We start from the raw sequence: 12,316 nt of genomic DNA on the forward strand, positions 1-12,316 counted from the left end.
TGTAAGCCATAACGAAAAATGCTCCGTATCTTTCGATACGGAGCATTCTCTTAAAGGGCCGGGCAGATTGCTAGGTTTTCACACAGTCTGTGGTGGCGCCTTTTTTATTGGTGCCAACATTCCCACCTTCATGGCAAGGGCTTCGCCCTTGATCGCGGGCAAGTCGGACCGCCGCGCCGCCGCTGCCACAGGGGCAGCGTGATTTCAGGGCCGAGGGACAAACCTGGCGGGCAATCTCACAGCGAAAAGCGAAGCGGCTGCTACAGTGAAAATGTCCCTTTCCATTGGAACGCCACCATGCGCTACTCCCTGTTCGAAGGCCAACGCGACATCATCATTCTGCTTGCCCGTATCCTGCTGGTGATCCTGTTCATCCTCTCCGGCTGGAGCAAACTTACCGGCTTCGAAGGCACGGTGGGCTACATGACCTCGCTCGGCGCCCCAGCCCCGATGTTGGCAGCCGCCATTGCGGTCATCATGGAGTTCGCGGTGGGCATCCTGTTATTACTCGGCTTCTATACCCGCCCGCTGGCGTTCCTGTTCGCCTTGTTCGTGGTGGGCACCGCCTTGATCGGCCACCCGTTCTGGAACATGGTCGACCCCGAACGTAGCGCCAACATGACCCAGTTCCTCAAGAACATGAGCATCACCGGCGGCCTGTTGCTGCTGGCCGTGAGCGGTGCCGGGCGGTTCTCCCTCGACCGCCGCTAAGCCGTGCGCGCCGGCGCGGCGACGATGGGCTCAATCGTCCACGTCGTCGTACCAGGCTGGGTGTTCGTCGTCCTCGAAATCATCCAGCAACTCTTCGTCTTCTTCGGCCTCGTCCAATGCCCCATGGGCATCGGCCTCCGGGTCGGGGTCGTCATCGAAAAACTCATGGTCGAGCAGATGATCGTGCTCGGGCTCGTGCAGGTCGTCTTCGTCGTGCATGGCAGGGCTCGCGAAATAAAGGCACGCCTGTATAGGCTGATCACAGGCGTCGGTCAATCGCGCAGCACTTAACGCTCGCTTAACTGCCGCCCGGTTACTGTCGAAGCTCTCCCTTCAAAACGTCCTTGCCCGCCGCCCTGGCGGGCTTTTTTATGAGCGCCTGTTCATCCGGCCCTGGCGCATTTTTCGGAACCATGCCTGCTGGCCCGATTCGCACAAGTGTGGACCTGTCTTTTCGCAAGGAGAACCCGCATGGCCGTGAACATCGACAACCTGATCATCACCACCCCCGTTGCCAAATCCGCCACCGACCCCAGCGCACTGGAAGTCACCGGCGCCGTGGCACTGGCCACCCTACCCGACTACGTTTCACGCCTGCCCGACGGCTCCGTGCGCATGAGCGCACCTACCAAGGGTGCTTCCAGCAAAAGCACCCATCGCACCCGTTGCGAATGGAAAGAAGCCGTCTATTGGGCCCTGGACAGCGCGGCCAACCACCGCAACTACCAATTGTTCAAACTGGAGAAGGTCAACTCGATACAGAAAGTGGTGATCGCCCAACTGCACGTAAAGGATGATGACAGCCCACCCATCAAGGTGTTCTGGAGCAAAGGCAAGCTCACCTACGGCTTTCGTGCTGAATTCAACCAAGCCACGGCCCCCAGTAGCACCCTGCTGGCGGAGGTACCGCTCAACGCCGTCTTCGAGATCAGCATCGAGGTAGCTACCTCCGGCGCCGTGGTGCTGAGCGCGAGCTGCAATGGGCGTACCGGACGTATTACCTTGCAACTGGCCGAGTCGTGGCGACCGCGCATCTTCAACTTCCATGGTGGGGTGTATAACCAAGTGGATTACAGCGACACCACTTCGCCCGAGGATGGCTCGGTTTGCGTGATCAGCCAGCTTGACCTGGTCCACCTGTAGGTACCCCAACAGATTGTGAACATGCTCTTCACGTTTTTCTGACAAACGTATAGGCACACTGAAACTGCTTCGTACGTTCTTTAACCCGCCTCCCCCATCGGCGGGTTTTTCTTTTCTGCCTTTGGCAAGCCTCCCTTCGCCCCGAAAAATGTGAAATCTGTCACATTTCCAAGTTTAAAATTGAACTTATCCGAAACGTCCTACTCAACCGGCAGAATGCTATTACGTCTGGCATAGCCCTTTGACAGCATTGAATGCGCTGCGCGGGTGAGTATTCTGCAGCCCTGTATCCACTTTTCCTTCCAAGGACGGACTCCATGAGGCCTTTTTCCCTTTTGGCTGTTTCGGCGAGCCTGCTCGTCGCTCTCCCTGCCTGGGCAGGCCCAGGCCAGGCCAATCGCGTCTGGGACCAGGAACCGAGTTCGTTCCTGGGTATCGATCTGCAAGGCGACTTCCTCAAGCAGGTTGCCGAATGCCCTACCGATGAGACCAGGCCAACCGAACCCTGCCGCATCGCCACCTCCGATCCGGACCGTTTCGAAATCCGCGGCCTGCCCTACCTGCCCATCTCCCCTGGCTATAGCCTGGTGGCAACCCTGGCGGGCGGACAGGTGAGCGAGCTGGTCTTCAGCGGCAATGCCAACAGCCTCTACCTGGTTACCGACATGCTCACCGAACAGTTCGGCGAACCGGCCGAGCAGAACAGCCGTTGGATCAAGATGAGCTCTGGTGCGTCCTACCTGACCGAGGTCATGTCCTGGAAAGGTGAAAAGGTAGCGATCAACTTCCAGCGCCAGGAACAGGACTTGGGCAAGTACGCCGTGACCGTTTCCAATCTGCCCACGCAGATGGCCACCACCGAAGAGACGCCCGTCGAAGCTGCGCAGCCGGACGTCTCCAAGCTCTGAGCTGGGCTGGGCTGGGCTGGGCTGGGCTGGGCAACATTGTGCGGGCTTGTCCCGCGATCAAGGGCGTAGCCCTTGCCATATATCGGTGATGCCAGGGCCGGCCCAATCGCCGGGCATGCCCGCTCCTACAAGGGCAGTGCAAGGCAGGTAGAATCTGGCTTGCCGTCGATTGGGCCGGAGCAAATACAAGACACCCACTCTCGAATCGGTGATGATGGAGCTCCCGCAACATAAGCCACGGACGCCCAACGATGCCCCTTCACCTGGCCCCTTCGACACATCTTGCCGCAGCCCTGCTGGCGACCGCCCTGCTACCCGGCTGTACCACCCAACTGACCGAAAAGGGCCAGCAGGTAAACCTGGTGACCGCCTCGTCGGTCAACGCCTGCGACCTGGTCGACACCTTCACCCTGCAGGGCAGCTCCGCCGACGATGCCATCAACCTGGCATTCAACAGGGCGGGCGAACTCGGCGCCGACAGCATGGGCGTGAAATCTGTCGATGAAGATGGCGAGATCAAGGCATTGGCTTTCAATTGCCTTCCGAAGTGACCGCGAGGGGGCACACTGCGCCCCTAGGGTCATTGGGTATCACTCGGTAAAACTACGTCACCCTCCTGGGGCGGGAGCCTCACGAAAACACTGTACTTGCCACCCTCCATCTCTTCGAAGGCGATCAGCTTGTCGATCAGAGGCCCGCTCAGCACCTTGCCGGCATTGAGCAGCAGCATGCCGTTTTCGGCATTGAGATTACGCGCCAGCACCATCCCTGCTTCCAGCTCACCCGTGGGGAGCATCCTGACCTGCGGGTCGGCAAGCGTCACATCACTCAGCATCGCCGCGCACACCGCGATGAAATCCTCCACCAGCCCAGGGTCATACACGCGCCCGGCGTACTTGCGCAGGTGCAGCAAGGCTTCGTCGCTGTTCAACTGCCGCTCGAGCACCAGACCGCACTGCAACTCGACAAAATCGACCGCCAGCTTGAGCAGCCGCGCGCCAAACGGAATGGCGTCGCCCTTGAGCCGGTCGGGGAACCCGCTGCCATCCCAGTGTTCTTGATGGTGCAAGATCAAATGGGCCGCGTCCCGCATCGGCTCCAGGGCCATCAACAACGATTCGCTCTGCTTCGGGTAGTCGCGATAGCGGTCGCGCTCGGTGTGGCGCAGCTGGTCCGAGGGCGTGACCATCATGCTGTCCGGCCAGCTTAGCTTACCGATGTTGTACAGCGCGGCGGCCATGGCGAGGTCGCGGCAGTCAGTGTCGTTGAGCCCATGTGCCGTGCAGTAGCTGCGCACCAGCTCGATGATTTGTCGATTGGTCTGCTTGGCCGGTGGCAGGCGCAGGTTGGCGAGCAGTGAGAACACTTCGGTGCTGGTGACATAGCTGTGCTTGAGCGCTTCATACGCAAGGTCGAGCATGTCCGCGGTTTGCTGCAGTTCGGCGGTACGCGCCGCGACACGTTTTTCAAGGCTTGTGTTGAGCACCTTGAGCTGGGTGTTCTGCTTGCGGAGCAAGCGCTCCAGACGCTGGCGTTCGCGCTCGGAGTGCTGGTGCTCCAGGGCCTGGCGCAAGACCAGCAGTAACTCGTCGTCGTTCCACGGCTTGCTGATGTAACGATGGATCTGCCCTTCGTTGATGGCCTTGATGATCGCCGTCGGGTCGGCATAGCCGGTGAGCATGATCCGCATGGCCGTGGGGTACTGATGGCGTACGTGAGCCAACAGCGTGGCGCCATCCATGTTGGGCATGCGGGCATCGCTCACCACCAAGTCCACCGACTGCTCGGCCATGATTTCCAGCGCCTGGGCACCACTGTCGGCCAGCAGTACATCATAGAACTGGCCGCGCAACAGCCGGCGCAAGCTGTTGAGGATCGACGCCTCATCGTCGACCAGCAGCACCTTGGGTCGATAGATCGCCTGCGCGGCGGGTTGCTCTTCCATGGCATGGCCTCAAGCAAACTGGACGGTGACGGCTCGGCCCCGGCAAAGGGGCTCGCGCTTGACTGACAGGCTAGATGATTTTTCACAGGCCGTGAAAAATCAGCAGCTTGTCCGCAACAGGCAAAGTGCCTGCCAGGCGACTAAGCTTCGACCCATACGCCCAGCGCACGCACACGCGCACATCACCAGGGATAACGGATGCTCCCGATGATCGATCCACGTCCACCTGCTCTTTGCACTGTCGTGCTGTTGCTCTGCGCCGTGGCCGCGAAAAGCATCGCCGCCCCGCTGGATCAACCCCTCAAGCCCTTGCCCGACCCACCGCAAGCGGACCCCAGGCGCATTGAGCTCGGGCGCCAGCTGTTCCATGACGCTAGGCTGTCGATCAACAACACCCTGTCCTGCGCCAGTTGCCACCGTCTCGATCATGGCGGTGCCGATGACCGCGCTCGGTCGGTCGGCTTCGACGGTCGCCCGCTGCTGGTCAACACACCGACAGTCTTCAACGCTGCCTTGAATTTTCGCCAGTTCTGGGACGGCCGGGCCGACACGCTCGAGGAACAAGGCAGCGCCGTGATCACCAGCCCCCACGAAATGGGCAGCGACTGGCAAAGCGTGCTGCAGCGCATTAAGGACGACCCGGGTTATCGGGAGCGTTTCAGCGCCGCCTACCCAGACGCGGTGACCAAGGCCAACATCCTGGGCGCCCTGGCCGACTTCCAGCGCACCCTGTTAACACCCGGCTCGCGCTTCGACCGCTACCTGCAAGGTGACACCGGCATACTCACGCTAGACGAAAAGTACGGCTACCAGCGCTTCAAGGACTATGGCTGCATCGCTTGCCATCAAGGCGTGAACATCGGCGGCAACATGTTTCAGAAGTTCGGCGTGTTCGGTGATTACATTGCCGATCGCGGCAACCCGACGAAGGCTGACCTGGGGCGCTTCAATATTACCCGCGATGATGCCGACCGTGCGGTGTTCAAGGTGCCCAGCCTGCGCAATGTCGCCTTGACCGCGCCCTATTTCCACGATGGCTCGGCGCCCACCCTGGAGCGCGCCGTGGACGTCATGTTCCAGTACCAGCTGGGGCGCATACCCAGCGAAGAGGACCGCACGCTGATCGTCCTGTTCCTCAAGACGCTCACCGGGCAATGGAAGAGCCAGCCATGAAGTATTCCCCGCGTGTCAGCCTGCTGGTGCTGAGCATCGTCGTATTGCTGCTGGCCTCGACATTGATGTTCCTCTACCTCAAATCCAGTTCCGAACAGACCCTGACCTACACCACCTCGCGTGACCTGATACGCCAGATCAAGCAGCAGGATTCGCAATGGGAAAACGAAATCCTCAAGGCGCGGGTCGCGATCTCCCATAACTACGATCCCTTGGTATCCCCCATCAACGAGATAAAGCGGCTATGGGCGCGCTTCGACGCCTTGGAGGCCGACCACGGGCGCAATGACGCACAACAGTGGAGCGATGCCCACGAGGGTTTTCTCAAGGCCATGCAGGAAAAGACCCGACTGGTGGAACAGTTCAAGTCCCACAACGCGTTGCTGCGCAACTCGCTGGCCTTCCTGCCGGCAGCAGAAGATGACATCCAGGCCCAACTGAGCAACGTGGCCGACCCCGACAGGCAGGAAGTGCACAATTTCGCCACCGACACCTACGACCTGCTGCTCAGCGCCCTGGAGTTCGCCCAAGTGACCTCTCCCGAAAAAGCCGCTGAGATCGAAGTGGGCTTGAACAAGCTTGCGGTGAACGTTCAGGACATGCCCGATGACTTTCGCACGCCGGTCGACATCCTGAGCAACCATGTCGCCTTGATCCTGCGCGAACAGCCGATCGTCAATCGCCTGCTCGAAAACGTCGAGGCCGTTCCCGTGGCGGAACGCCTGGATGCCATCACCATGATGCTCGAGCAGGACCAGCAACTGCGCGAGAAGACCAACAAGCAGTACCACTTCTACATGCTGCTGTTTTCCGTCCTGCTGATGTGCTCCCTGGTTGTCCTGGCCATTCGCCTGATCCGCAGCTTCAGCGAGATCAACCAGGCCAATACCGCGCTGCAGACTGCCAACGATGTGCTCGAGCAACGGGTCGAGGAACGCACCCGGGAACTGAAGAACGCCCAGAGCGAGTTGCTGGCCGCAGCCCGCCAGTCCGGGATGGCCGAAATCGCCACCAATGTGCTGCACAACGTCGGCAATGTGCTCAACAGCGTGAATATTTCCTGCGACTTGATCACCCGAAGGCTGCGTAGCAGCAAGAGCCAGGGCCTGGGCAAGGCCATGCAACTGGTCAATGCACACCCCGATGACCTTGGCCGGTTCCTGACCGAGGACGAGAAAGGCAGGTTGCTGCCCGGCTACCTCAATCAGCTGGTCGGCGCCATCGCCCAGGAGCACGAGGCATTGATGGAAGAGCTGGGCCGAATGACCAAGAGCATCGACCATATCAAGGAAGTGGTCGCTACTCAGCAGTCCTATGCCGGGGCCAAGAGCATGGTCGAACCGCTGTACATCCATGAGCTGCTCGACGACGCCCTGCGCATGAACGCCGGCGCCCTGACCCGTCACCACGTCACCGTGGTGAAGGCCTACAGCGATGTACCCCAGATCATGGGTGACAAGCACCGCCTGCTGCTGATACTGATCAACCTGATCAGCAACGCCAAGTACGCCATGTCGGACATGGGCAACGCCACGCGGACCATGACCCTGGGCGTCAGGATCGTCGACGACGCCGCCCTGGAAATCAGCGTCAAGGACGAGGGCGAAGGCATCGCCCCGGAAAACATGGCGCGGATCTTTGCCCACGGCTTCACCACCCGCAAGGAAGGCCACGGCTTCGGCCTGCACAGCTGCGCCCTGGCGGCGATCGAAATGAATGGCCACCTGACGGCCCACAGCGACGGCCCCGGCCAAGGCGCATTGTTCACCCTGCAGATACCCCTGATTACCGTCCCGGAGAACGCATGAGTGAGCTCTCGAACCGCCGCATCTTGCTGATCGACGACATGCCATCGATTCACGACGACTTTCGCAAGATCCTCTGCCCAGCCAACGCCCAGTCCACCGAGCTGAACGCCATGGAGGCGACCTTGTTCGGTGAACCCAGCAAAGCCGAACAGCCCCCGTTCGAACTGGACTCGGCCTATGGCGGCGAGGAAGGCCTGGGCAAACTCAAGCTCGCCGCCCAGCAACAGCGCCCTTATGCCCTGGCGTTCGTAGACATGCGCATGCCCGATGGCTGGGACGGGGCCAAGACCATCGAACACCTGTGGCAGGCCGACCCCAAGCTGCAGGTGGTGGTATGCACCGCCTATTCCGACTATTCCTGGGACGAACTGCTCGATCGGCTGCAAGCGCACGATCGCCTGCTGATCCTCAAGAAGCCGTTCGACAACATCGAAGTGCAGCAAATGGCCAATACGCTGCTGACGAAATGGGAAATGACCGAACGCGCCAGCCTGCAGATGCACCGCCTGGAGCAACTGGTCGAACAGCGTACCACCCAATTCAGGCAAGCCAGCGAAGCCCTGCAAAGCGAGATCGATGAACGCAAACAGCTGGAGAGCCAGCTGGTGCAATCGGAAAAACTCGCCTCCCTCGGCCAGCTTGCAGCGGGCGTGGCCCACGAAATCAACAACCCGATCGGCTTCATTTCATCGAACCTCGGCACGCTGGACGGCTATTTCCAGCAGCTGTCGCGCATGCTCGACGCCTACCGCACCGCGGAAACGGCCCTAGGCGACAGCGACACCGCACAGCGCTTGCGGCAGCTACGCGAACAGATCGAACTGGACTTCCTGCTTGAAGACATTCCGCTGCTGATCAGGGAGTCCAAGGAAGGCATTGGCCGCGTCAGCCAGATCGTCAAGGACCTCAAGGATTTCTCCCGGGTCGACACCCAGCAGCAATGGCAGTGGGCCAACCTGCAACAAGGCATCGAATCGACACTGAACATCGTGGCCAGCGAACTCAAGTACAAGGCGGACCTGATCAAGGAATATCAGCCACTTCCCGACATCGAGTGCCTGCCCTCGCAGATCAACCAGGTGGTCATGAACCTGGTGGTCAATGCCGCACAGGCCATGGGACCGGAACGCGGCACCATTACCCTGCGCACTGGCCAACAGGGCGATTCGGTATGGATCGAAGTGGCCGACACCGGGGCGGGTATCGCACCGCAGGTGCTGCCGAAGATCTTCGATCCGTTCTTCACCACCAAGCCGGTCGGCCAAGGGACAGGGCTTGGCCTGTCGCTGTCCTACGGCATCGTGAAAAAACACGGCGGGGATATTTCCGTGAACAGCACCGTGGGAGCTGGCACCACGTTTCGCGTGCAATTGCCGCTGCGCCAGAGCCGGCCTGCAGCATGATGGCTCGGCCCTGACGGGCTGCGGCAGCCTGGTCAGTCTTCCGATGGAACCAGCTCATAGCTCAACGGCGCGCCAGGAAAAGACGCGACCCAGCGCGTCGTGTACCGCGACTTGCAATGTGGGCACTGCACCCGCTGCCCATCCGTGCGTTCGTCTGGCTCGAATGGCAGGTCCTCGTTGCATTTCTTGCACTTGGCCATGGGAGATCTCCTGAGGTGGGCCTCTTCTCAGCATAGCCTTCTCACTTTCAGCGCTGGCGAGTAGCCTTTTTGCAGTCTCCCTCGAACACGATCGATCCAGCTGCACCGGCCACCCTCGCTTGCGCAACAGGTATAGCGCGTCTACTTTTTTGATGCTCTCAAGCTCCCGAGAGCGGCGAACACAACCCTAGGCTTGCGAGGTGTCAGCATGACTTCTACCAACGGAATGCTAGACCCGGATGACGCCGTCATCCTGCTTATCGACCATCAGAGCGGGCTGTTCAACACGGTCCGCGATGTTCCCATTCCCGACCTGCGCAACTATGTGATCGCCATTGCCAAAACGGCCACCCTACTGAACATTCCGGTCATTACCACGGCATCCGTGCCGGATGGCCCTAACGGGCCATTGATTCCGGAAGTCCACCAGTACGCGCCTCATGCGGTCTATGTGCCCCGTACAGGCCAGATCAACGCCTGGGACAACCCGCCTTTCGTAGAAGCGATCGAGAAGACGGGGCGCAAGACCCTAATCATCGCCGGCACGCTCACCAGCGTGTGCATGGCGTTTCCTGCCATCAGCGCTGTGCAGGCAGGCTATAAAGCGTATTGCGTGGTCGATGCCTCCGGGAACTGGAGCAAGCTGGCGACCGATACGACCATCGCCCGCGTCACCCAAGCAGGGGCGATTCCTACCGATACCTTCGCGATCGTCGCTGAACTGATGCGCACGTGGAACAGAGCCGAAGGGTCGCGTTTCGCAGAAATCCTGGCGGAGCATGTCTGCCCTGAATACAAGTGCTTGATCGAAAGTTACGGCAAAGCGCAGGAGATCGCCAAGAGCGGCCCGGAGACCAAGCTCGATAAATATAAGTGAAGGAGGTTGCAGCCCTTGGGTCGGAACACATACCGATAGGTGGGGAACAACCTGGCTTTCTGCGATAGCGGATAAAAACCCCGTAGGCCTGGATCTACGGGGTTTTGAATAATGGAGGTCGAGGGCTGATCGAACTGGGTACCAGTCGTTTGATGCAAGTCACCATTTGCCCGCAAGGTAGAACATGCATCCAGCAAAGCCGGTGAGAAAGATGCCGTCCAACACATCCCCGGCAGCGGCGTTTCTTGAGAAATACGCTTCGATTTGAACGGCCAAAAAGAAAATTGCGACCAACAGAACGACGCCCATGATTCGCCGTTGAACCTTGAACCTGGCCTTGTCGGTTCCGAACCACAGCATGCGCGCCTCCTTAGAAAACCCGTCCACTACCAAGAAAACCCGCGCAGGCTTTCTGGTCATGGAGCGCGTCGCGACGACAGCTTCTCACGCAGTGCTCATTTCCAAGCGCTGGTCCATTAGTTCTTCTGCCCCGCTTCTGGCCTGCTCCAGATGAGCCCCAGGCCTCGTTGACTGCCGTTGAATCAATGCACCATGGGTTCAAGTCGATCAGGCGTTGAGTTTGATGTGTAGGCGCTTACGCATTTTGTTGAAAATGCCCTGGTTTCGCCGATCGGAAGCGCTGATAGGCCGTGGACCAAAACCCGAATCGCTCCGATGCGGCGCCGGAACGAAGCATCCACAACACGCCATTGAACATCTGCCTATCATCAGCGACTATCCTCCAGTCTACGCCGGTAAGTTCGTATCGCTTGGGCAGGCAGAATTCTTCGCTTATAAAGGCGAGAACTCTACGGAAAATCGGGCTTCCAGAGGCCCTGGCAGCGTTTCAAAGGTTTTCATATGGCGCCTAGCCTGCCACCGCCGACCTTCCGGACCGGCGATAGACAAAGCCTGAGTGCATTGGGATGTCGGTTTCCCCACTATTGATGGGTCACAGGGCAGCCAGTTCTTGCGACAACTCAGGGTGCTTAACAATCAGACGCATCAGACATAGCACACCACCAGGCGGCACGAAGCGACCTTGCTCCCAATCGCGAAGGGTTGCCACTGGTGTGGCGATACGTTCGGCAAAAGAGGCCTGGGTCAGACCGGAGCGCTCACGCGCTTGCCGCACCAAGATTTGCTCGGGCGTAGTGACTCGCCCGGCACCCATTTTCGCCTCCTTGAGCGCTTGACGCAGATCAGGCATCGCCTCACCCGCATCAGCCTCAATGGCCTTAGCAACAGCTTCAATATCAATGTCACGCATGTCACACCACCTTGCTGATTTCAGCTGGGCTCATGTTGCAGCGCTCGGCCTTTGCATAGACCGTAATCAGCAACACAATTTCATCTTCTGTCAGGTTGAAGTAAATCACTCTTGCACCGCCAGACTTGCCCGAGCCTGTGCGCGCCCAACGTACCTTTCTCGCTCCCTCTGCTCCGGGAATTACGTCACCGGCCAAGGGATTGGCTGCGATCCAATCGACGAACGCCACGCGTTCGTCATCAGACCAAAGCTTGGCGGCGTTTTTTTGGAATGTTGGCGTTTCTATCACTGTACGCATAAGCCAAAAGTACGGGATTCCCGCACCAAGGGCAACCAAAATCATAAATCACTGACGGCTCCACACTGACATGTCGCTCCATTCCTGCTGGGTCAGCGGCGCGCATAGGCCTGCCCTCGAGGAATACGATAAGCCTATGGGCGGAATACGACTATCGAGTACCCCCTGTACTACCCCCAGGCCAAGAGCAACCCTCAGCCATCCTTCGCATACCCAAACTCAGCGCTTGGTGAATTCAGGGCCTGGCTCGTCAAGACGTACATCATCAACATGTTTCCAACTACAACGCCGCAGAGTCCATCAACTACCAGGCGACCAGGGCTCACGTAGCCAGCTTGAAGCGCCGGGATATGGACACTCTCGACACCAGGCTCGCGACCAAAGAGATCGATCTGGAGCGCTACACAATCGAGAAGCGCAAGGTGGATGACAAGTACTCCAGCCTCTGATGCTGGATAAGGAAGCCCGCTCCGTGCGGGCTTTTCATATGTGCGCCAGGCATGGCGCGTTGCGCGCAAGCGCAACCTGCTTGGCTGTGGTGGTCGAGTGGGTGACTTGGAGGTGAAAGTCCTCTACACAC

General features: G+C 59.5%; 14 protein-coding genes and 2 pseudogenes. 10 read left to right on the forward strand and 6 right to left on the reverse strand.

Features of this window, described 5'->3' with window-relative positions; all coding sequences use genetic code 11:
* On the forward strand, nt 1-202 hold a 202-nt coding region (locus IRZ56_RS23210), incomplete at its 5' end, for a hypothetical protein (RefSeq protein ID WP_230390500.1).
* 95 nt (nt 203-297) lie between these two features.
* The gene (locus tag IRZ56_RS22655; RefSeq protein ID WP_196146986.1) at nt 298-711 is read left to right on the forward strand and encodes a DoxX family protein; all 414 of its coding nucleotides are present in this window, start codon (nt 298-300) and stop codon (nt 709-711) included.
* Nucleotides 712-741: 30 nt separating this feature from the next.
* Here the strand turns inward: IRZ56_RS22655 and IRZ56_RS22660 are convergent, their stop codons facing one another.
* Entirely contained in the window at nt 742-930 is a 189-nt protein-coding gene (locus IRZ56_RS22660; RefSeq protein WP_196146987.1) for a hypothetical protein, read from the reverse strand.
* A 252-nt stretch (nt 931-1,182) separates the two neighbouring features.
* Here IRZ56_RS22660 and IRZ56_RS22665 point away from each other — a divergent pair, with 252 nt between their 5' ends.
* The 3 genes from IRZ56_RS22665 (at nt 1,183) to IRZ56_RS22675 (ending at nt 3,313) form a co-directional block, all read left to right on the forward strand.
* Nucleotides 1,183-1,854 carry a polysaccharide lyase family 7 protein gene (locus tag IRZ56_RS22665; protein ID WP_196146988.1) on the forward strand — a complete coding sequence of 224 codons (672 nt, stop codon included), beginning with the start codon at nt 1,183-1,185 and terminating at the stop codon, nt 1,852-1,854.
* A gap of 317 nt (nt 1,855-2,171) precedes the next feature.
* Nucleotides 2,172-2,762, forward strand: coding sequence for a hypothetical protein (locus tag IRZ56_RS22670; protein ID WP_196146989.1), 591 nt, complete (start codon nt 2,172-2,174; stop codon nt 2,760-2,762).
* A 251-nt stretch (nt 2,763-3,013) separates the two neighbouring features.
* Nucleotides 3,014-3,313, forward strand: a complete 300-nt coding sequence (locus IRZ56_RS22675; RefSeq protein WP_196146990.1) for a hypothetical protein — start codon at nt 3,014-3,016, stop codon at nt 3,311-3,313.
* A gap of 29 nt (nt 3,314-3,342) precedes the next feature.
* Here IRZ56_RS22675 and IRZ56_RS22680 read toward each other — a convergent pair whose 3' ends face one another.
* Nucleotides 3,343-4,707, reverse strand: a complete 1,365-nt coding sequence (locus IRZ56_RS22680) for an HD domain-containing phosphohydrolase (RefSeq protein ID WP_196146991.1) — start codon at nt 4,705-4,707, stop codon at nt 3,343-3,345.
* 207 nt (nt 4,708-4,914) lie between these two features.
* Between IRZ56_RS22680 and IRZ56_RS22685 the strand changes: the two genes are divergently transcribed.
* The 5 genes and pseudogenes from IRZ56_RS22685 (at nt 4,915) to IRZ56_RS22700 (ending at nt 10,168) form a co-directional block, all read left to right on the forward strand.
* On the forward strand, nt 4,915-5,880 hold the full coding sequence (locus IRZ56_RS22685) for a cytochrome-c peroxidase (protein WP_230386202.1): 966 nt from the start codon (nt 4,915-4,917) through the stop codon (nt 5,878-5,880).
* Nucleotides 5,877-7,688 carry a DAHL domain-containing protein gene (locus IRZ56_RS22690; RefSeq protein WP_196146993.1) on the forward strand — a complete coding sequence of 604 codons (1,812 nt, stop codon included), beginning with the start codon at nt 5,877-5,879 and terminating at the stop codon, nt 7,686-7,688. The genes IRZ56_RS22685 and IRZ56_RS22690 overlap by 4 nt, the downstream gene beginning before the upstream one ends.
* A 590-nt stretch (nt 7,689-8,278) precedes the next feature.
* A pseudogene (locus IRZ56_RS23545) lies at nt 8,279-8,365 on the forward strand (hypothetical protein); the annotation flags it as partial.
* Nucleotides 8,366-8,422: 57 nt separating this feature from the next.
* The gene (locus IRZ56_RS23550) at nt 8,423-9,091 is read left to right on the forward strand and encodes an ATP-binding protein (protein ID WP_419183264.1); all 669 of its coding nucleotides are present in this window, start codon (nt 8,423-8,425) and stop codon (nt 9,089-9,091) included.
* A 408-nt stretch (nt 9,092-9,499) separates the two neighbouring features.
* A complete protein-coding gene (locus tag IRZ56_RS22700; protein ID WP_196146995.1) occupies nt 9,500-10,168 on the forward strand; it encodes an isochorismatase family protein in 669 nt (222 codons plus the stop codon).
* Between the two features lie 159 nt (nt 10,169-10,327).
* On the opposite strand, the gene IRZ56_RS22705 is transcribed toward IRZ56_RS22700, so the two are convergent.
* The 4 genes and pseudogenes from IRZ56_RS22705 to IRZ56_RS22715 form a co-directional block, all read right to left on the reverse strand.
* Nucleotides 10,328-10,528 carry a hypothetical protein gene (locus IRZ56_RS22705; RefSeq protein WP_196146996.1) on the reverse strand — a complete coding sequence of 67 codons (201 nt, stop codon included), beginning with the start codon at nt 10,526-10,528 and terminating at the stop codon, nt 10,328-10,330.
* 58 nt (nt 10,529-10,586) lie between these two features.
* Nucleotides 10,587-10,946, reverse strand: a pseudogene (locus IRZ56_RS23215) (transposase); the annotation flags it as partial.
* A gap of 174 nt (nt 10,947-11,120) precedes the next feature.
* Nucleotides 11,121-11,438 carry a helix-turn-helix domain-containing protein gene (locus tag IRZ56_RS22710; protein ID WP_196146997.1) on the reverse strand — a complete coding sequence of 106 codons (318 nt, stop codon included), beginning with the start codon at nt 11,436-11,438 and terminating at the stop codon, nt 11,121-11,123.
* A gap of 1 nt (nt 11,439) precedes the next feature.
* A complete protein-coding gene (locus IRZ56_RS22715) occupies nt 11,440-11,781 on the reverse strand; it encodes a transcriptional regulator (RefSeq protein WP_328305071.1) in 342 nt (113 codons plus the stop codon).
* Between the last annotated feature and the right edge of the window lie 535 nt (nt 11,782-12,316).

This window comes from Pseudomonas guariconensis (genome assembly GCF_015680235.1).
Classification (GTDB): domain Bacteria; phylum Pseudomonadota; class Gammaproteobacteria; order Pseudomonadales; family Pseudomonadaceae; genus Aquipseudomonas; species Aquipseudomonas guariconensis_A.